Below are 19,297 nucleotides of genomic sequence, written 5' to 3'. Positions count from 1 at the left end.
TTCCGAGCGAAGTGAGGAATGACAACGGCGGCTTACAGGTTTTTCAGCACGAAATCCGTCATCTGGCGGTAGAGGTGCAGGCGGGTATTGCCGCCGTAAATGCCGTGGTTGCGGTTAGGGTAATAGAGGGTCTGGAAGTCCTTGTTGTTCTTCACCATAGCATCCACGAAGGAGACGGAGTTCTGGAAGTGCACGTTGTCGTCGCCGGTGCCGTGGACGAGCAGGAGCTTGCCTTTCAGCTTGTCGGCGTGCTGCACGGGGGAGTTGTCGTCGTAGCCCTGGGGGTTTTCCTGGGGCGTTTTCAGGAACCGCTCGGTGTACACGGTATCGTAGTAGCGCCAGTTGGTAACGGGGGCCACGGCAATGCCCATCTTGAACAGGTCGGCATTTTTGGTGAGGGCCAGCGTGGTCATGTACCCGCCGAAGCTCCAGCCCCAGATGCCGATGCGGCTTTTATCCACGTAGGGCAGTGTGCCCAGGTATTTGGCGCCTTCGCCCTGGTCGATAGTTTCGAGCTTGCCCAGGTTGGCGTAGGTTACTTTCTTGAAGGCTGCGCCCCGGGCCCCGGTGCCGCGCCCATCCACAATCACCACGATGTAGCCGTTTTCCGTGAGCATCTGGTGCCAGAGGTAGTTGGTACCGCCCCAGGAGTCGGCGTTGGTCTGGGAGCCGGGTCCGCCGTAGACGTGCATGAGCACGGGGTATTTCTTGGTAGCGTCGAAGTTGGTGGGCTTCAGCATCTGCCCGTTCAGCTCCACGCCTTCACTGGTTTTGAAGGTGAAGAACTCGGGCGTGGCCAGGTTGTACTGGCCCAGCTTCTCGCGCAGCTTGGCGTTGTCTTCCAGTACTTTCACCAGCTTGCCATCCTGCCCGCTGCGCAGGCTCACCACGGCCGGCACTGCGGCCTCGGAGTGGTAGTTGAGGTAGTAGCGGGTATCGGGGCTGAGGTTTACCATGTCGGTGCCGCGGCCGGCTTCGCTGAGGCGGGTTTTGCCCTTGCCTTTCAGGTCGATGCGGTAGAGGTGGCGCTGCAGCGGCGAGCCTTCAGTGCTGGTGAAGTACACCAGGCTTTTCTTCTCGTCGAAGCCGTTGATTTCGGTAATTTCCCAGCTGCCCTTGGTAATCTGGCGTACCGGCTTGCCCTTCATATCATAGAGATAGAGGTGGCGGTAACCGTCCTTCTCGCTGGTGAACAGGAACTCCTTGCCCCCGGCCAGGTAGCGCACATCATCGGTAATGTCCACGTAGGCCTTGTCGGTGTCGGTGAGTACCACGCTGCTCTGGCCGGTTTTGGCGTTGGCGTGCAGAATTTCCAGCTTGTTCTGCAGGCGGTTCAGGCGCTGAATGCTGAGCAGGTCGGCTGTCTGCGTCCAGAGGATGCGCGGGATGTACTGGTCGGTTTCCGTGCCTACATCCATTTTGGCCGATTTGCCGGCGGCCACGTCGTAGGCCGAGATGCTGACGATGGAGTTTTTTTCGCCGGCCTTGGGGTACTTGTAGCGGTAGTCTTTGGGGTAGAGCTCGCCCCACTCCTGCATGTTGTACTCGGGCACCTGGCTTTCATCGAAGGTGTAGTAGGCCACGTAGCGAGAGTCAGGCGACCATTGGAAGCCCTGGGCGAAGGAGAATTCCTCCTCGTACACCCAGTCAGTGCCGCCGTTGATGATCTTGTTCAAGACCCCATCCGTCGTCACGGCGGTTTCCCGCATGGTGGCCAGGTCGGTCACGTACAGGTTGTTGTCGCGCACGAAGGCCACGCGCTTACCATCGGGCGAGAAAGTAGCGTACAACTGCTTGCCACCAGCACTGAGGGGCGTGAGCTTCTTGCTGGCCCGGTCATACACAAAGAAGTACGACTTGCTGCTGCGGCGGTAAATCGGCTCCGTATCGGTGCTGAACAGAATGCTGGATTCGTCGGCGTTGAAGCTGTAACCGTCCACCTGCAGGGGCTGGGTCTGGCCGGGCAGCTTCAGGTCCTGGCCGGCCACCAGCGTCTGCACGGGCTGGCCGGTGGTTACGTCGTTCTGCACCAAATCACCCTTGCTCAGGGAGGAGTAGAAGCGGCCGTCCTTCATCCAGTTGAAGCCGGGCACCGAGCGGGCCGAGAAGGTGCCTTTCTGCCAGATGTCCTCGAGGGAGATATTCTGCTTTTGCTGGGCAACAGCTACCGGGGCGGAACCGGGCAATACAACAGGGCTGGCGGTGGTCAGGAACAGGGCCAGGCCCAGGGAACGTAAACGCATGCGGGGAAAAATGAAATGTCGGCGGGAATCCGGCGTTAAGGTAGCCAATGCCAGGGGCAAGGTTGCACGGCTCCCGCAAAACCCGCGCCTGGGAGTAGCTGCGGCGGAGTGACTCATACTAAAACGTGCCCCAGGGCGTATATTCCGGGCTGCTGCTACCGGATAGCCGCCAAATCCCGACCTTTATCCCGTTATGCGTTTTACCTCTTCGTCTTTCCTGCTGCTTCTGGGCACGGCGGCCATTTTCACTGCCTGCGAACCGGCACTGGAGCCCGGCCCCCGCGTGAACTTTGTGGGCAGCTCCCGCTTCAACCCCGCGTCCCGCCGCATCACCAACGATGGTGATACTATTGCGGTGCGACTGTACGCAGAGGCCGAAGACAATGCCCCCCTGACCCGACTGCTAATCCAGGCCAACTACCTGCCGCGGGCGCGCCCCATTACGTATTTCACGGGGTACACTGAGAATGACTCCCTGGCCTCCCGGCTGGTGTACCTGGATACGCTGATTGCCAACGCCCCGGAGTTTGCCTTCCAGAGCGTGCAGCCCACCCGCACCACGGCCGGCAAGGAAACCTGGGAGTACACCTTCACCGACGCCAACGGCAACACCGGCAAGCGCAGCTTTTACCTGCGCCTGGGCCGTACCGATTCGGCGGCGGCGTTCCACACCTACACGGTGCCGCTGCAAGACCCCGGCGCGTTCGGGCGGCGCAGCTTTCTGGCCCTGCGCGAAGGGCTGGCGCTGCCCAGCTTCTCCCTGCGCCGCCTGCCCGAAAACCAGCAGCTGATTGACCTGGTGTACGTGCCCGGCTCCACCACCATAAACCCGGGCCTGGCCGTGGCCACCGATGCCGGCCTGAAACTGCCCTGGGTTGGGCGGGCCACTGAAATTCGCCCCACGCCGCTGGCTGCTTCGGCCTTGGCCAATTACTCCACCACCCAGGCCCTCACCAACGTCTATAACCTGTACCAGGGCACTACGTTTCCTACCCGTACCCGCACCGGCGCCCTCTCCAAGGGTCAAGTTATTGCCTTCCGCACTCCCGACAACCGCTACGGCCTGCTTTCGGTCCAGGATATCATCACCACCGGTATCCGCACGTTGGTGCTGGAGGTACGCATGAGCAGGTAGCCGCTGCGGCTAACTGTCCCATACAACAACGGCCGAACCCGCAGTACGCAGGTTCGGCCGTTGTTGTATGGTGCAGCTATTGGCTTACAAGGCTAAAACATGAAGCCAGCGGTGAGCGTGGTAGTAAAGCGTTTGTTGTCTACCTCCACCACGGGCGTATTGGCCGCGTTCCGTAGGGAATAGGGTGAGTACAGGCGGGTGCCGCTGCTATACACGCCGGCCGCATCCAGGAAGAAGTTCTTCTGACGCAGCCCTACGCCACCCGTGTAAAACGTCCGAGCCTGGTCTACTGCCGAGCTTTTGTATGGGCTGCCGTACCGGGCAAAACCGGCCCGCACCCGAAAAATGTCGGCGCGCACCTCTCCGCCAACCCGCAGGTTCACGGTGCTTCTGTATAGATTATCAATGGCGTCATTGTCGGGTCCGAAGTCGAAGTTGCCGGTTACTCCCTCATTGTTGTAGTTGCTGAGGTTGGCACTGGCATAATTCACGTACTCCACGTCCCCGCTCAGGAAGCCATACTTCCCAATTACGGCCGCTACCCCGCCCGTTGCCCGAAATGGCGTAGTCACGGCGTAATCGAAGATATTGGGGTCGAGGGACGAACTGGCCGAGTTGAAGCTCTGGGAGCCAACCTGCACGGGCTTATCAAACCGGGCGCTTAGCGAGGAGCTGTACGTTTCAGTAAACTGATGATACGTAGGAGTTTGCACGGAGGCCCCAATGCGCAGTGCATCTACGGGCTTGTAAATAATGCCGATGCGGGCGTTAAAACCCGTTCCCTTCGTTTCCAAAAAGTCACGCTGGGTCAGGGAGGCAAAGGAAGTACCCGCCGCATTACTTACTGGCTCCGTATCGGAAGCAGTTATGATATTCTCGGAAGTATAGCGTGAGGTTACGATGCCAATACCGCCCCCGATGTAAATCTTGTCCATATAGCTGGCTCCGTAGGCGAAGTCGTACTGGCTCTGGGAGCCTGTCGTCCGCACCGTTTCAGCCTGGTCCAGTTGCCCGGTATCGTTGAATGGACCCGATATTCCGCGTTTTACTAGGCGGCCGGTAGTGCCGTTATTGGCATTCAGACTGTCGGTCAGGTAGGTATCGTAGGCCAGGTCATCCAGCGCGGCCCCCCGGTCCTCATTCAGCCGCTGAAAAATATCCTGCTCAAGTTGGGGCCGCCCCTGGTAGCGGAAATTAGAGTTGTAGTCGCCAATGCGGGTAAAGCCAAAGGAAAACGCCCCCGAGCGCCAGGGCGCGGTATCATCATCGGGGCGGCGGTTGGCGAATACCAGCCCTATACTGCCAATGTGTAGGTTACTGCGCGAATCAGAGGTGGTGGTGCCAAAGGCCCGGCTGCTTGAGTTCAGGTTACTCAGCCCCGGCGAGAAGGTAAACTCCGAGCGTTGGAACATACCAAGGCCCGCCGGATTTATCGTGGCGGCCCCGAAGTCGCCGCCCACAGCAGCCGAAGCCCCCCCCAAGCCTAGTGTACGGGCCGTACCGGTGGGCTGGGTCTGGGAAAACCGCAGAGCATCCGTATTGTATTGGGCAAAAGCGTGGCTGGCCGAGCCCATTAAGGCCACGGCTAAGCCGAATTTCAGCGTTTTCATAGGAAAAGAGAAGGAAGGGATGCCCGACAGGCTGCCGGGCATCTCACAGATAATTACCTAGGTTTGATATATGAGCCGGAAGCGTCAGGGGCTTACTGCACCCGGCCCCGGCGGCCTCCCCCATCAGAGCCACCGCCACCCGAGTTACCGCTGCTGCTGCTACGGGAGGGCTCGGAATACGAGCGGCTAGGCTGCTCGTATGACCGGGAAGGCTGCTCATACGTGCGGGCAGGCTCAGAGTATGTCCGGCGGGGCTGGCTCGGCTGCGACGACTGGTCGTAGAGGCGCTGACGGCGGGGTTGGTCAGCCACGCGCGGCTGTGCCGGCTGCTGCTCCGAGCCCGTAGTACCACCAGCCGGATTCCACTCTACCCGGCGACGACGGGTTTGCTCACCGGACGACGATTGGGTACCTGCACCGTTGGGGCTGGATACCGTACCGTTGGTGGTGTTATCAAGCGTCCGCCAGCGCCGGCCACCCGGTATCTGCTCGGCCTGCGGAGATGGTAGTGGCACCTGCTCCGCCTGCGATACCTGCGCCTCCCGTACCCGCCGGGTGGATGGCTGCGGAGAGGATACCGGCGGCGTGTTCGTATCAGTTATTTCCTGCACCCGGCGGCGGCCACTGCCCTCAGGCCGGCCGGCTACGCCGCTAGTTGTGCTGCCGGGTGTGCCGCCCCCCGTGAAACCACCCTCCTGCACTCGGCCACGGCCAGAGCTGGCTGGTACGTTAGTATTGGGAGCCGCCAAGCGCTGCCCATCCGTAGCCCGGTCGCGCCGGGGCCCGTAGGTAGCGCGCTGACCCGGCCGTTCGTAGTAGTTACCCCAGCCATTGCCGCCGTAGTAACCACCGCCCCCGTAGAAGCCGCCCCCGTAGCCCCCGCCATACAAGCCGGGGTAGTAACCGCCACCATAGCCCCCCCAGGGACTGCCAAAGCCATAGCCGCCCCAAGGACTACCAAAGCCGTAATCGTAGGGGCTGTAGCCGTAGCCGCCGCGCCAGGGGCGGTACCAGGGCCGGCCGAAACCGATATTGATATTTACGCTGCCGTAGCCCCAGGGGCTGAAGAAGGGGTCATATAGCCCATTGTAGCCGTAGCCCCAAGGCGAGTAAGCTGCTCCGCCACCGTACCAGTAAGGATCGGTGTAGGCAAAATCATAATAGCCCATGCCAATGCCCCGGTACGGGCTATGGAAGCGCCGCAGCCGCGAGGCATAGTAGTAGTCGTCATCGTAGTACTCCCCTGAGCCCGTGGCCGAGCTGCGGCCAACGGTACCATCATAGTCGGGGTTGGTCACGTCGCCGGGTTCCACAGTGGTGGCTTCTTCCGAGGCCGGAGCGGCCGCCGTAGCCGCCTGGGCGGGAACAGTTACCCGGTCCGACGAGGAATAGTACATCCCGTCGTTTTCAGTGGTAGCGAGGTAAGAGGAGCTTGCACAGCCTCCCAGCGTAAGCAGGGCCAGGGCGGGCAATAAAGGTGAAAGGATCTTTTTCATGGCTGCTTACGCGTAAAGTTGTATCAGAAATAGGAAGAGCGAGTGAGGGCCAACAATGCACAGTCCGTCAGGGCCTAGTCCTCCAGATTTAATAACGTAATTTGGGGCCGAAACGGTGCCCTTTTTCTACGTCAAATCTTGTACCAGAAACAGGAACTTTTTCACTACTTCTACAATACCTCAAGATATGAGCAAAAGTTTGCCCAAACGCACCGAAGATTACTCTTTGTGGTACAATGAGTTGGTGAAGCGCGCCGGCCTGGCCGAAAACTCCTCGGTGCGGGGCTGCATGGTGATTAAGCCCTACGGCTACGCCATCTGGGAGAAGATGCAGCGCACCCTTGACGACATGTTCAAGCGCACGGGCCATCAGAACGCCTATTTCCCGCTGTTTGTGCCCAAAAGCTTGTTTGAAGCCGAGGAAAAAAACGCCGAGGGCTTTGCCAAGGAGTGCGCCGTGGTTACCCACTACCGCCTCCAAACCGACCCCGACAAGCCCGGTAAGCTGCGCGTAGACCCCAACGCCAAGCTGGAAGAGGAGCTGATTGTGCGCCCCACCTCGGAGGCCATCATCTGGAGCACTTACAAAGGCTGGATTCAGAGCTACCGCGACCTGCCCCTGCTCATCAACCAGTGGGCCAACGTAGTGCGCTGGGAAATGCGTACCCGCCTGTTTCTGCGCACCGCCGAGTTCCTGTGGCAGGAAGGCCACACGGCCCATGCCACCGCCGAGGAAGCCCTGGCTGAAACCCGCCAGATGCTGGAGGTGTACGCCCAGTTTGCCGAGGAGTGGATGGCCCTGCCCGTAGTAAAAGGCGTGAAAACCGAAAACGAGCGGTTTGCCGGGGCCGTAGAAACCTACTGCATCGAAGGTCTGATGCAGGACGGTAAAGCCCTGCAGGCCGGTACCTCCCACTTCCTGGGACAAAACTTTGCCAAGGCCTTCGACGTGCAGTTTGCCAACAAGCAGGGCCAGCTGGAGCACGTATGGGGCACGAGCTGGGGCGTAAGCACCCGCCTGATGGGCGCGCTGGTAATGGCGCACTCGGATGATGAAGGCCTGGTGCTGCCGCCCAAACTGGCACCCATTCAGGTGGTCATCGTGCCCATCTACAAAACCGGCCAGCTGGATGAGCTGCTGGAGCGCATCCGCCCCATGCAGATGGGCCTGATTGAGCGGGGCATTTCGGTGAAGATTGACGATCGGGACACGGAGCGCCCCGGCTTCAAGTTTGCCGAGTGGGAGCTGAAAGGCGTACCCGTGCGTATTGCCGTAGGCATGCGCGACCTGGAAAACGGCACTCTGGAAGTAGCCCGCCGCGACACCAAGGAGAAAATGACGCTGCCCCTCACGGACATCGTGAACAGCGTGGACCAGCTGCTGCAGGACATTCAGAAGAACATTTACCAGCGCGCCCAGAGCTACCGCGAAACCCACACCACCCGCGTGGAGAGCTACGAGGAGTTCAAACAGGTGCTGGAAGGCAAGGGAGGTTTCGTGCTGGCCCACTACGATGGCACCTCCGAAACGGAGGAGCGCATCAAGGAGGAAACCAAAGCTACCATCCGCTGCCTGGCCCTGGCTGAGCCCCAGGAAGAAGGTGTGTGCATTGTAACGGGCCGTCCCTCCAAGCGCCGCGCCCACTTCGCCAAAGCCTACTAGGCTTCAAGGGGAAAGCGAGGCGGCTGAATTTCACAGCTCGCGTGGAACCTGCTTTTGAGCGGGAGTTGCCGATGGGCAGCTCCCGCTTTTTTGTAACACGGTATCTTCTGTTGGTTTGTGGCTAAGCCAGAAGTAAACAGGCTACTCGGGCTTCAGGCGCGCGGATGCGCGGGGTTTGTGTATCTTTTCCGCAACCAAACTACTTCTGCTATGGACTGGCTTACCATTGCTTTGCTGTTATTCTTCGGGCTGGTTTTTCTGGCGGCCGAAGTCATTTTCATTCCAGGCACCACGGTGGTAGGCCTGGTAGGCTTTGGGCTACTGGCGGCTGGCATCTGGTTTGGTTACCGTGACTTGGGCAGCAGCACCGGGCATATCCTGCTGGTAGGTTCCTTACTTATTACTGGCGCGCTGGTGTACTGGGGGCTACGACCCCAAAACCTGAACCGCGTGGCCCTGACCCAGGTAAACCACACCAAAGTGCAGGATGTGCGTCACCCCGATGTACTGCCCGGCACGCTGGGCCGCACCCTCTCGGCCTTACGGCCGGCCGGCACCGTGCTGTTCCAGGACGACCGGCGTGAGGTTACCACCCGCGGCGAGTTTGTACCCGCCGGCTCCGCCGTGCGGGTGCTGGGTATTGAGCACAACCGCATTGTGGTAGAGCTGGTGGCTTAGCAGCTTACCAGCACCAAGCGTAACATTCCATATTCTTCCATCTTTTCCCTTTCCCGCATGGATTTTCCTCTCTTTCCGCTCATTGTGGGTGGCATTGCTCTGCTGGTCTTTCTCTACTTCTTCCCCATTAGCCTCTGGATTACGGCGCTGTTTTCGGGGGTGAAGGTGAGCCTGTTCCAGCTGGCGTTCATGCGGGTACGTAAGGTGCCACCTTCCCTCATTGTCAACTCCCTCATCACTAGCACCAAGGCCGGCCTTGAGTTAACAGCCAACGACCTGGAAACCCATTACCTGGCCGGTGGCAATATTCCCAGCGTTATCAAGGCCCTGATTTCCGCCGACAAGGCCAACATCCCGCTCAGCTTCAAGCAGGCTACGGCCATTGACCTGGCCGGGCGCGACGTTTTTGAGGCCGTAACCACCTCGGTAAACCCCAAAGTCATCAACACGCCCAACGTGGCTGCCGTGGCTCAGGACGGGATTCAACTCATTGCCAAGGCCCGGATTACGGTGCGCGCCAACATTACGCAGCTGGTGGGCGGGGCCGGTGAGGAAACCATTCTGGCCCGCGTGGGTGAGGGTATCGTGACCAGCATCGGCTCATCTCGCTCCCACAAGGAAGTGTTGGAAAACCCCGATAAGATTTCCAAGCTGGTGCTCAGCAAAGGGCTGGACGCTGGTACGGCTTTCGAGATTCTGAGCATTGATATTGCCGATGTGGATATTGGAGAGAATATCGGGGCTAAGCTGCAAATCGACCAGGCCACCGCCGACCTCAAGGTTGCCGAAGCCAAGGCCGAGGAGCGCCGCGCTATGGCAGTAGCTATTGAACAGGAAAACCGCGCCAAAACTCAGGAAGCCAAAGCGCAGGTTGTGCAAGCTGAAGCTGAAATTCCGAAAGCCATTGCCGATGCTTTCCGCTCCGGCAACCTGGGGGTGATGGACTACTACAAAATGCGCAATGTGCAGGCCGACACTGATATGCGTGACTCCATTGCCAACCCCAGTGGCCAGAACAGCAGCACCAAACCCGGCCGCGACGAAGGCCGGATGTCGTGAATCTGAGAAATGTGAAGCGCGAGAGGGATTGAGCAATTCGTCGCCTTGCAAAGCAAAGGGCCGGTTTCTGATAGAAACCGGCCCTTTGTGCTATAGAATTTTTACATCTCCCACATTCCTGACCACATCAAGCATATTTCCTTCTCTACTTCTTCGTAATCCGGAACTCTACGCGGCGGTTAAGTTTACGGGTTTCTTCCTGGTCGTTACTGGCTACTGGTTTGCTGCCTCCGTAGCCTTCGGTGGTAATGCGGTTGCCGCTAATACCCTTCTGCACTAAGTATTTCTTCACCTCATTTACGCGGTCCAGGCTCAGCTTCACGTTTAGCTGCGGGTCGCCCTGGTTGTCAGTGTGGCCTTCGAGCTTGATTTCTACCTGCGGATAATCTTTCAGGATACGCACCAGGCGCAGCAGTTCCGGATAAGAATTCTCGCGCAGGTAGTACTTGCTCTGGGCAAAGAAGATGTTGTTCAGCTTGATGCTCTGGCCCACCGCAAATGGCACCAGGTACAAGTCCTGGTTGATTTCGGAGTACTTCTGCCGGTCCGTTACGTCCAGGTTGTCCGATTCGGCCAGGTAGTCCTTGGCTTCGGCCCGGTAGCCATAGTGCGCCCCGGAAGGCAGCACTATAGTATAGGAGCCATCAAGAGGGCTCGTTTCCGCCACACCAATTTCTTCTCCAGTCAGCAGGTTTTCGTAGCGGATGGTGGCGGCTACTGGTTTCTTGGTGGAAGCGTCCAGTACTTTGCCCCGCACCAGCGTCACAATTTCGGGCCGGAACGTGGGCTTCAGGCTGATGCGGAAAATGTCCTTGGAGCCATCAATGCCTTTGCGTGCCGATACCAGGTAAGCGTCTTCCCCGGCCGCCGAAACAGTGTAATAGGCATCAAAATCGGGGGAGTTTACGCTGGCTCCCAGGTTGCGAGGCTTACTCCAATTGGTCCAGGTATCATCCAGCCGCTTGCTGTAAAACAAGTCACTTTTGCCGTAGCCCCCGTGCCCTTCCGAGGCGAAATACAAGGTTTTGCCATCGGAGGCCAGAAAAGGCGCAAACTCAGGCTTCTTGGTATTGACGGTAGCGCCCAGGTTGCGGGGCTTGGTCCACGTCTTGCCGTCGTCTTTCAGAAAGCTTACGTACAAATCCTGCTCCCCCTGGCCATCCTTGCGGTCCACTGCCATGAGCATCACTTTGCCCGAGGTAGCCAGGAAAAAGTCAACGTTTTCCGGGTCGTCGTTGTAGTAATCCTCAATTTCTACTTTCTCTGGTTTGGTCCAGCCGGTGGGTGTGCGGCGGCTCACGCTGGGGCCTTTGGGCACCATTGAGCCATCGGGCTGGTATACGCCAATTAACAGCAGCTGCTGGCCGTTAGCCGACACCGAAGCCACTCCATTAGGGTCGCGGGGGGTGTTAATGGGGCTGCCGATATTCTTAGCCGTGCCCCACAGCTTTTTGTCGACGTTGGTGAGGTTGCTGTACCACACGTCCTGCACGTCTTTAGCTCCACCTACATTCTGGGGGTTTTCCTGACGAGCAAAAAACAACGTGCGACCATCCGGTGAAATAACCGGGTGCGTATCCACGAACTTAGAGTTGACGGTGGGTCCCAAGTTCACCATAGAGGAGTCGAAGCTGACTCCGCTTTGCTCGTTTCGGAACTCTTTCTTCACCATTGTCTCCGCCACATCAGCCACCCCAATGGCATCAATCTGATTGACGCCATTTACGGCCTTGGTGTTTAAGCTGACCACTACTCCTATAGTGCGGTACGTGGCCGGCGAAAACGTAACCTGCAGCGTGCGGTACTGCTCTGGCAAGGGGCCTGGGCTGTCGTTGGAGTACACCTGGTGTTTTTGCCCCCGGGTGTCCACCAACTCAATCTTGGTAATGGCCCCCGGGTTGAAATTTTCTACCACTGTCACTTGCTTGGCCACCAACGACTTGCCAAACCGCACTTCTATAAACTCGTTGCTGCCTTCCTTCTTCGGAATCCAGGCTTCGTTGTGCGCTTGGCCCAGCGGGGTGGCATTGGGTTCGCCCAGTACCTTTTCCGGCGAAAATGCCTCCTTCCCCTCAGCCTTTTGGGATGAAACCGCTACCACTTTGGAAGCCCATACGGCGTGCTGTGCCTGTGCTGCACCGCCCGCCCCCAACAGCAGCCCCGCCGACAATAGTAATTTTGTAAGAGTCATACGTTCAAGGTCAAATCAAATGCTTCTGGTGAGGCAGTCCCCAGATGAGCAGTGCCGCGCACTCGTCTTCAACCCTGAAGACGTCGCAGCCCGGCCGGAAGTTTCGCTACTTGCTCCCGGTCCCCGGCAAATGCCCTCTACAGACCGCAGAAGGCACATAAGAATTCGGAACCAAGTTACTACATAGATTGTGTTCTGGCTCAGAACTGTCAGTGGCTGCTTCCTAGTGCAGGCAACCGCCGGCATACCCCATCTGGCACAACTCTGTTGGGTGCGGCCGTACAGACGTGGCCGAGAAACAAAAGTTGCATTTTGCCTACCCTGTTTGGGTTATTACCAGTAGCCTGACCACAGAACTGCTGTTCACGAATCCATGCATTTGTCGTACCTTGCGGGGTACGTACCGTTCCCCTTAAGTACACTATTTTTCCCACACCATGGAAGAGAAGCTGCTAGACGAAATTCCCTCGCTTGACTTGGCTGATTTCCGCTCCGGTGACCCTGAGCGCAAAGCCCGTTTTGTTCAACAACTCGGCGAAGCTTACCAGAACATTGGTTTCGTGGCCCTCAAGAACCACGGCCTCACCGATGAGCAGACCCAGGCTCTGTATGCCGACGTAAAGTCGTTCTTCTCGCTGCCCGACGACGTGAAGCAGCAATACGAAAAGCCGGAACTGGCAGGCCAGCGCGGTTACGTAAGCAAAGGCAAAGAGCACGCTAAAGGCCGCAATACCGGCGACCTGAAGGAGTTTTACCATGTGGGCCAAGAAGTAGAGGACCAGACCGACCCCATTGGCCAAGAGTACCCCGCCAATATCTGGCCGAAGGAGGTGGAGGGCTTTCACAAAAGCACTTTTACGACCTACCGCACGCTGGAAGCCGCTGGCAAAGATGTGCTGCGCGCCATTGCGTTGTATCTGAAACTACCGGAAAATTACTTCGATGATAAGGTGCGCAACGGCAACAGCATTCTGCGCCCTATTCACTATTTCCCTATTGAGAACCCCGACGCGGTACCAACCGATGCCGTACGTGCCGCCGAGCACGGCGACATCAACCTCATCACCCTGCTGATGGGAGCCTCGGCCGATGGCCTGCAGGTGAAGCGCCGCGACGACCAGTGGATTCCGATTACCGCCTTACCCGACCAGATTGTGGTGAACGTAGGTGACATGCTGCAGCGCCTGACCAACGGCGTACTGAAAAGCACCATTCACCGCGTAGTGAACCCGCCCCGCGAGAAAATGAACTCTTCGCGCTTCTCCGTGCCGTTCTTTATGCACCCGCGCTCCGAAATGAGCTTGGCAGCCTTGGAGAACTGCGTAACTCCCGAAAACCCTAAGAAGGAGGCCGACATCACGGCCGGTGAGTTCCTGAATGAGCGCCTGATTGAATTGGGCCTCAAGAAGAAATAGGTTGTCTTTCCGCCATAAAAAAGGCCTGCTTCCTTTCGGGAGCAGGCCTTTTTTTGCTTTTACGGCTGGCTACATACGGTTACGCTGGGGTATAAGCCAAGCCGATGAGCAGGCAACTTATTATCTTGTCCGGTACTGTTTCCGCCTTCTCTCCCTTGCCCTGTGGTTTCGCCGCAAGAAGACATACAACTGGCTCCTCTGCCCCACCGTGCCAAACAGGTAAAGCGGGGCCGCAACCTCATTTTCCTGAAAGATGTGGCGGCCCTGGGGCTAAGCGCCTTTGGGGGTCCGCAGGCGCATCTTGCCATGATGCTGCGCCTGCTGGTTGACAAGCGCCGCTACCTCACGGCAGCCGAGTTACTGGAATTAACGGCTTTGTGTCAGATTTTGCCCGGCCCGACCTCCACCCAGACCATTACGGCCATTGGTTTCCGGCTGGGCGGACCCAACCTGGCTTACCTTACGCTGCTGGTCTGGATGCTGCCGGCTGTGTGCATCATGACCTGCGCTGGACTTACCATCAGCTATTTGGATAAGGAGCAGGTGGCCCGGCTGGTGCAGTACGTGCAGCCAGTGGCAGTAGGGTTTGTGGCTTACTCCGCTTACAAAATTGCCGAGAAGGTTATTCATACCAAAACCTCGGTGGCCCTAATGGTTATAGCGGCTATGCTAGTCTACCGGTTTCAGGTGCCTTGGCTGATGCCCATTCTGCTGCTGGCCGGGGGGCTGCTCACTACTTTCCGGTACCGGAAACTACCCCAGGAAACCAAGGTACCGTTGCGCATAGAGTGGCCCAATTTTCTGCTGTGGCTGGGTGTTTTTGTGGGAGCCGCCGTGCTTGGTCAGTACACGCAGTGGCTACCGGTACGCCTGTTCGAGAATTTTTACCGCAACGGAAGCCTCGTATTTGGGGGCGGGCAGGTATTGGCACCCCTATTTTATACTGAGTTTGTAGAGTTCAAACATTACCTCTCTCCCGAGGAATTTCTCTCGGGCCTGGGGATGGTGCAGGCCCTGCCAGGGCCTAATTTCTCGTTTGCCTCCTACATTGGGGCCCTGGCCATGCGCCGGGAAGGCAGCGGCCTTGATGGGCAGCTGTTGGGGGCTTTGGTAGGGGCAGTTGGCATCTTTATGCCTGGCACCTTACTCATCTTCTTCCTGATTCGGTTCTGGGACCAGCTCAAGCGCTACCGCGTAATAAAGGCGTCGTTGGAAGGCATCAACGCTGTATCGGCCGGACTGGTGTGCGCCGCTACATTTCTGCTTTACCACCCCCTTCCCGACCATCCCATCAACTTGGCCCTTATTGCCGCTACCTTTCTGCTGTTGCTGTGGGAAAAAGTACCGTCCTATCTTATCGTGGGGGCGGCGCTGGTGGCAGGGCTTATCTGGTGAAATAGTGAAATGGTGGGTTTGGTGTTCAACCCGCCCGAACGGCGCGATAAAACACCAAACTCACCATCTCACACTATTTCACCACTAATTACATCAGCAATTGCTCAGGCAGGCGCATGAGGTAGTCACCATAGCCACTCTTGCGCAGAGGCTCGGCAATTTTGCGCAGCTGGTCGGCATCAATGAAGCCTTGGCGGTAGGCCACTTCCTCAATGGAGCCCACTTTCAGGCCCTGACGCTGCTCCAGCACGCGCACGAACTCGCCAGCTTGCATCAGGCTTTCAAACGTACCCGTATCAAGCCAGGCAGTGCCGCGGCCTAGGATGCCCACTTTCAGCTTGCCGCGGCGCAGGTACTCCTGGTTCACGTCAGTTATTTCGTACTCGCCGCGGGGGCTGGGCTTTAAGTCGCGGGCAATCTGCACCACCTCATTATCGTAGAAGTACAGGCCGGGCACGGCGTAGTTACTCTTGGGCTTAGCGGGCTTTTCCTCAATACTGAGTGCCTTGTTATTAGCATCGAACTCCACTACGCCGTAGCGCTCCGGGTCGTGCACGTGGTAGGCGTACACCACGCCGCCATCGGGGTTATTGTTGCTTTTAAGCAGTTCCTCCATTCCTTCGCCGTGGAAAATATTGTCGCCGAGCACCAGGGCTACTTTATCGTTGCCAATGAAATCGGCACCCAACACGAAGGCCTGAGCCAGGCCGTTAGGTACTTCCTGCACCACGTACTCGAAGCGGCAGCCCAGGTTGGAACCATCACCAAGCAGTTTCTTGAACTGAGCTTGGTCGTGGGGTGTGGTGATGATGAGAATTTCCCGAATGCCGGCCATCATCAGGATGGACAGCGGGTAGTACACCATCGGCTTGTCGTACACCGGCATCATCTGCTTGGATACGGCCAAAGTAAGAGGGTGCAACCGGGTGCCGGAACCGCCGGCGAGAATGATGCCTTTCATATGGTATGGACTTGGAGTCTTGAGGACTTAGAAACTTGGATAAAAGAACGTCCTGCTTTATCTGCCAGACAGACTAATTCCGCTCGGCAATAAACGCCTGATTCTCCTTGAACCAGCTCAGCGTCTTCTGCAAGCCTTCCTGAATGCGGATCTGTGGTTGGTAGCCGAGCAGGTTGTTGGCCTTGCTGATGTCGGCCAGGGAGTCGCGGATGTCACCGGCGCGGTCGGGGCCATACTCGGGCGTGATGTCGGAGCCGGCTTCTTCCTTCAGGATGTTGAACAGGTCGTTGAGCGAGGTGCGGTCGGCCACGGCCACGTTGTACACTTGGTTCACCGCCTCGGGGTTCTGCACCAGCGCCGCCTTGATGTTGGCCTGCACGCAGTTTTCCACGAAGGTGAAGTCCCGGGTCTGGCCCCCGTCGCCGTTCATGCGGGGCGGACGGCCTTCTAGCACGGCATCAATGAACAGCGGAATGACGGCGGCGTAGGCCCCGTTCGGGTCCTGGCGCGGGCCGAAGATGTTGAAGTACCGCAGGCCAATGATTTCCATGCCGTACGTCTTGCCAAACACGTCGGCGTACAACTCGTTGGCGTACTTGGTGACGGCGTAGGGCGAGAGGGGCTTGCCGATGCGGTCCTCCACTTTCGGCAGGGCCTTATGGTCGCCGTAGGTGGAGCTGGAGGCCGCGTACACGAAACGCTTCACGCCGGCTTCCTTGGCACCTACCAGCATGTTCACGAAGCCGCCCACGTTCACGTCGTTGCTTGTGATGGGGTCATTGATGGAGCGCGGCACCGAGCCCAGGGCCGCTTGGTGCAACACCACGTCGATGCCTTGGCAGGCGTCGATGCAGGTCTGCCGGTCCCGGATGTCGCCTTCGATGACGCGCAAGGACGGGTTGCCTTCGAACAGCGCCACGTTTTTGCGGAAGCCGTTGGAGAAGTTATCCAGCACGCGCACCTCTTTGGCGCCGTACTTGAGCAGGTATTCCACCAGGTTCGAGCCGATAAAGCCGGCCCCGCCGGTAACGAGGAAGCTCAGGTTGTCGAGCGGCTGGTCGTGAAAAGGAGTATTGTACATTTCTTGGGGATAATCAGCACGTCATGCTGAGCTTGTCGAAGCATCTCTACCGCTTCGCTTGAATACTACTCAAACGCCAGCAGTAGAGATGCTTCGGCAAGCTCAGCATGACGTTCTTTCTGACCTACCGATTATACTGCTTCTGGTAGTAATCCTGGTACGCGCCGCTGGTGACGTTATTCAGCCACTCCTCGTTTTCCAGGTACCAGTCTACCGTCTGGCTCAGGCCCTGCTCAAATGTAACGGACGGTTTCCAGCCCAGTTCGTTCATGATTTTGCTCGAGTCGATGGCGTAGCGCAGGTCGTGGCCGGCGCGGTCCGTCACAAATTTGATGAGCTTGCGGGAGGTGCCTTTTTCCTTGCCGGTTTTCTCGTCCAGCGTGTCGCAGAGCAGGTGAATCAGCTCCAGGTTAGCCCATTCGTTCACGCCGCCGATGTTGTAAGTTTCGCCCACGGTGCCCTTGTGGAACACGGCATCAATGGCGGTGGCGTGGTCTTTCACGAACAGCCAGTCGCGTACGTTTTCGCCCTTGCCGTATACCGGAATGGCCTCGCTGTGCTGAATGCGGTGAATGGCCAGCGGAATCAGCTTCTCGGGGAAGTGGTTGGGGCCGTAGTTGTTGGAGCAGTTGCTCAGCTTCACCGGCATGTGGTAGGTGTGATGCCAGGCCCGCACAAAGTGGTCCGACGATGCCTTGGAGGCCGAGTAGGGCGAGCGGGGGTCGTAGCTGGTTTCCTCGGTGAACATCTCGGGACCGAAGTCCAGGGAACCGTATACCTCGTCGGTACTTACGTGGTAGAATACTTTGCCCTCGTAGTTGAGCGGCTTCCACAAGTTTTTGGCGGCGTTCAGCAGATGCACCGTGCCCAGCACGTTGGTCTTCACGAAGGCTAGCGGGTCGGTGATGCTGCGGTCCACGTGGCTTTCGGCGGCCAGGTGAATCACGGCGTCGGGCTCCTCGGTGGCAAACAGGTTGTCTACGAAAGCCTGGTCGGTGATGTCGCCTTTCACCAGACGGTAGTTGGGCGCGTTTTCAATGTCGCGCAGGTTTTCGAGGTTGCCAGCGTAGGTCAGGGCATCCAGGTTCAGAATCTGATACTCCGGATACTTGGTCACGAACAGGCGCACCACGTGCGACCCAATGAAGCCGGCCCCGCCGGTGATGATGATTTTCATAAGTGGTGAAGTTGTGGAATTGTGAAATTGTGAAGGCTGAAAGATGAGTATGTGGGTCACAAGGAGAGAATATTCACAACTTCACCTTTCACAACTTCACTTTTTCAAAGCAAGCTGCCATTTCCAGGAGCTGGCCAACGATTCTTCCAGGGAGGTGCTGGTCTTGAAGCCCAGGGTTTCTACCGATTTGGTTACGTCGGCGTAGATGGCGGGCACATCGCCGGCGCGGGCCGGACCGATTTTATAGTTTAGTTTCTGGCCGGTGGCGCGCTCGAAGGCCTGCACCACTTCCAGCACCGAGTTGCCACGACCGGTACCCACGTTGAAGGTCTCCACCTTATCGCCGATTTTGTCGAGCAGGCGCTGCACGGCTACCACATGGGCCTTGGCCAAATCCACCACGTGCACATAGTCGCGGATGTTGGTGCCGTCGGGCGTGTCGTAGGTGTCGCCGAAGATGGTGAGCTGTTCCCGGATGCCGGCGGCCGTCTGGGTCACGAAGGGCACCAGGTTCTGGGGCACGCCCAGCGGCAGCTCCCCAATCAGCGCCGACTCATGGGCCCCAATAGGGTTGAAGTAGCGCAGCAGGATGGTACGGAAGTCGGAGCCCAGGCCCACCACGTCGCGCAGGATATCCTCGCACATCTGCTTGGTGGCGCCGTAGGGCGAGTTGGCCTTTTTAGTGGGCGTCTGCTCAGTCACGGGCAGGGCATCCGGAATACCGTACACCGTGCACGACGACGAAAACACCAAGGCCTCCACGCCAAACTCGCGCATCACCTGCAGCAGCGTCAGCAGGGAGCCCACGTTGTTCTGGTAGTATTCCAGGGGCTTCTGCATCGACTCGCCCACGGCTTTGTAGGCCGCGAAGTGAATCACGCCGCGCAAGCTGCCTTCCTCGGCAAACACGGCCCGCATGGCTTCCACGTCGTTGCAGTCGATGCGGTGAAAGGGCACTTTCACGCCCAGAATCCGCTCCACGCCATCCAGGGCGCGCTCCTGCGAATTCGCGAAATTATCAACCAGTACCGGCTGAAAACCCGCTTCATATAACTCCACCACAGCGTGCGAACCGATATAGCCGGCTCCGCCCGTTACCAGAATTTTTGCTCTGTCCATCTTTGATAAGTAACTGAGTAGCTGAGCGGCTGAGCAGGGAAGTTCGCCAGGCAAACGCTCCGCTCCTCAGCTAC

The 19,297-nt window shown here is 58.2% G+C and carries 14 protein-coding genes; 6 read left to right on the top strand and 8 right to left on the bottom strand.

The window, feature by feature from the left end; genetic code table 11:
• Positions 1-32: 32 nt before the first annotated feature.
• Positions 33-2,243, bottom strand: a complete 2,211-nt coding sequence (locus ROI90_RS09765; protein WP_315998157.1) for a S9 family peptidase — start codon at positions 2,241-2,243, stop codon at positions 33-35.
• 193 nt (positions 2,244-2,436) lie between these two features.
• Between ROI90_RS09765 and ROI90_RS09760 the strand changes: the two genes are divergently transcribed.
• Entirely contained in the window at positions 2,437-3,378 is a 942-nt protein-coding gene (locus tag ROI90_RS09760) for a hypothetical protein (protein WP_315998156.1), read from the top strand.
• 92 nt (positions 3,379-3,470) lie between these two features.
• Here ROI90_RS09760 and ROI90_RS09755 read toward each other — a convergent pair whose 3' ends face one another.
• Positions 3,471-4,988, bottom strand: a complete 1,518-nt coding sequence (locus tag ROI90_RS09755; protein WP_315998155.1) for an OmpP1/FadL family transporter — start codon at positions 4,986-4,988, stop codon at positions 3,471-3,473.
• A gap of 92 nt (positions 4,989-5,080) precedes the next feature.
• A complete protein-coding gene (locus ROI90_RS09750; protein WP_315998154.1) occupies positions 5,081-6,484 on the bottom strand; it encodes a hypothetical protein in 1,404 nt (467 codons plus the stop codon).
• A gap of 187 nt (positions 6,485-6,671) precedes the next feature.
• On the opposite strand from ROI90_RS09750, the gene proS reads away from it, so the two are divergent.
• The 3 genes from proS (at position 6,672) to floA (ending at position 9,884) form a co-directional block, all read left to right on the top strand.
• On the top strand, positions 6,672-8,147 hold the full coding sequence (gene proS / locus ROI90_RS09745; protein ID WP_315998153.1) for a proline--tRNA ligase: 1,476 nt from the start codon (positions 6,672-6,674) through the stop codon (positions 8,145-8,147).
• 117 nt (positions 8,148-8,264) lie between these two features.
• Positions 8,265-8,825, top strand: coding sequence for an NfeD family protein (locus ROI90_RS09740; RefSeq protein WP_456077700.1), 561 nt, complete (start codon positions 8,265-8,267; stop codon positions 8,823-8,825).
• Between the two features lie 57 nt (positions 8,826-8,882).
• Entirely contained in the window at positions 8,883-9,884 is a 1,002-nt protein-coding gene (floA, locus tag ROI90_RS09735) for a flotillin-like protein FloA (RefSeq protein ID WP_315998151.1), read from the top strand.
• Positions 9,885-10,029: 145 nt separating this feature from the next.
• On the opposite strand, the gene ROI90_RS09730 is transcribed toward floA, so the two are convergent.
• On the bottom strand, positions 10,030-12,075 hold the full coding sequence (locus tag ROI90_RS09730) for an OmpA family protein (RefSeq protein ID WP_315998150.1): 2,046 nt from the start codon (positions 12,073-12,075) through the stop codon (positions 10,030-10,032).
• Between the two features lie 437 nt (positions 12,076-12,512).
• Between ROI90_RS09730 and ROI90_RS09725 the strand changes: the two genes are divergently transcribed.
• Both ROI90_RS09725 and chrA read left to right on the top strand, forming a co-directional pair.
• Positions 12,513-13,490, top strand: a complete 978-nt coding sequence (locus ROI90_RS09725) for an isopenicillin N synthase family dioxygenase (protein WP_315998149.1) — start codon at positions 12,513-12,515, stop codon at positions 13,488-13,490.
• Positions 13,491-13,652: 162 nt separating this feature from the next.
• Complete coding sequence (gene chrA, locus ROI90_RS09720) at positions 13,653-14,885, top strand: chromate efflux transporter (RefSeq protein ID WP_315998148.1); 1,233 nt, start codon at positions 13,653-13,655, stop codon at positions 14,883-14,885.
• 88 nt (positions 14,886-14,973) lie between these two features.
• On the opposite strand, the gene rfbA is transcribed toward chrA, so the two are convergent.
• The 4 genes from rfbA to galE form a co-directional block, all read right to left on the bottom strand.
• Entirely contained in the window at positions 14,974-15,846 is an 873-nt protein-coding gene (rfbA, locus tag ROI90_RS09715; protein ID WP_315998147.1) for a glucose-1-phosphate thymidylyltransferase RfbA, read from the bottom strand.
• Between the two features lie 73 nt (positions 15,847-15,919).
• The gene (locus ROI90_RS09710; RefSeq protein ID WP_315998146.1) at positions 15,920-16,927 is read right to left on the bottom strand and encodes an SDR family oxidoreductase; all 1,008 of its coding nucleotides are present in this window, start codon (positions 16,925-16,927) and stop codon (positions 15,920-15,922) included.
• A gap of 124 nt (positions 16,928-17,051) precedes the next feature.
• A complete protein-coding gene (gene rfbB, locus ROI90_RS09705) occupies positions 17,052-18,104 on the bottom strand; it encodes a dTDP-glucose 4,6-dehydratase (protein ID WP_315998145.1) in 1,053 nt (350 codons plus the stop codon).
• A gap of 96 nt (positions 18,105-18,200) precedes the next feature.
• A complete protein-coding gene (galE, locus tag ROI90_RS09700; protein WP_315998144.1) occupies positions 18,201-19,223 on the bottom strand; it encodes a UDP-glucose 4-epimerase GalE in 1,023 nt (340 codons plus the stop codon).
• Positions 19,224-19,297: the final 74 nt, after the last annotated feature.

This window comes from Hymenobacter endophyticus (genome assembly GCF_032464715.1).
In the GTDB taxonomy this organism is placed as follows: domain Bacteria; phylum Bacteroidota; class Bacteroidia; order Cytophagales; family Hymenobacteraceae; genus Hymenobacter; species Hymenobacter endophyticus.
This window is presented reverse-complemented; position numbering and strand designations above follow the sequence as displayed.

Coding starts and splice junctions, on each gene's coding strand:
- ROI90_RS09765 (WP_315998157.1), bottom strand. CDS start 2,243: ATGCGTTTACGTTCCCTGGGCCTGGCCCTGTTCCTGACCACCGCCAGC.
- ROI90_RS09760 (WP_315998156.1), top strand. CDS start 2,437: ATGCGTTTTACCTCTTCGTCTTTCCTGCTGCTTCTGGGCACGGCGGCC.
- ROI90_RS09755 (WP_315998155.1), bottom strand. CDS start 4,988: ATGAAAACGCTGAAATTCGGCTTAGCCGTGGCCTTAATGGGCTCGGCC.
- ROI90_RS09750 (WP_315998154.1), bottom strand. CDS start 6,484: ATGAAAAAGATCCTTTCACCTTTATTGCCCGCCCTGGCCCTGCTTACG.
- proS (WP_315998153.1), top strand. CDS start 6,672: ATGAGCAAAAGTTTGCCCAAACGCACCGAAGATTACTCTTTGTGGTAC.
- floA (WP_315998151.1), top strand. CDS start 8,883: ATGGATTTTCCTCTCTTTCCGCTCATTGTGGGTGGCATTGCTCTGCTG.
- ROI90_RS09730 (WP_315998150.1), bottom strand. CDS start 12,075: ATGACTCTTACAAAATTACTATTGTCGGCGGGGCTGCTGTTGGGGGCG.
- ROI90_RS09725 (WP_315998149.1), top strand. CDS start 12,513: ATGGAAGAGAAGCTGCTAGACGAAATTCCCTCGCTTGACTTGGCTGAT.
- rfbA (WP_315998147.1), bottom strand. CDS start 15,846: ATGAAAGGCATCATTCTCGCCGGCGGTTCCGGCACCCGGTTGCACCCT.
- ROI90_RS09710 (WP_315998146.1), bottom strand. CDS start 16,927: ATGTACAATACTCCTTTTCACGACCAGCCGCTCGACAACCTGAGCTTC.
- rfbB (WP_315998145.1), bottom strand. CDS start 18,104: ATGAAAATCATCATCACCGGCGGGGCCGGCTTCATTGGGTCGCACGTG.
- galE (WP_315998144.1), bottom strand. CDS start 19,223: ATGGACAGAGCAAAAATTCTGGTAACGGGCGGAGCCGGCTATATCGGT.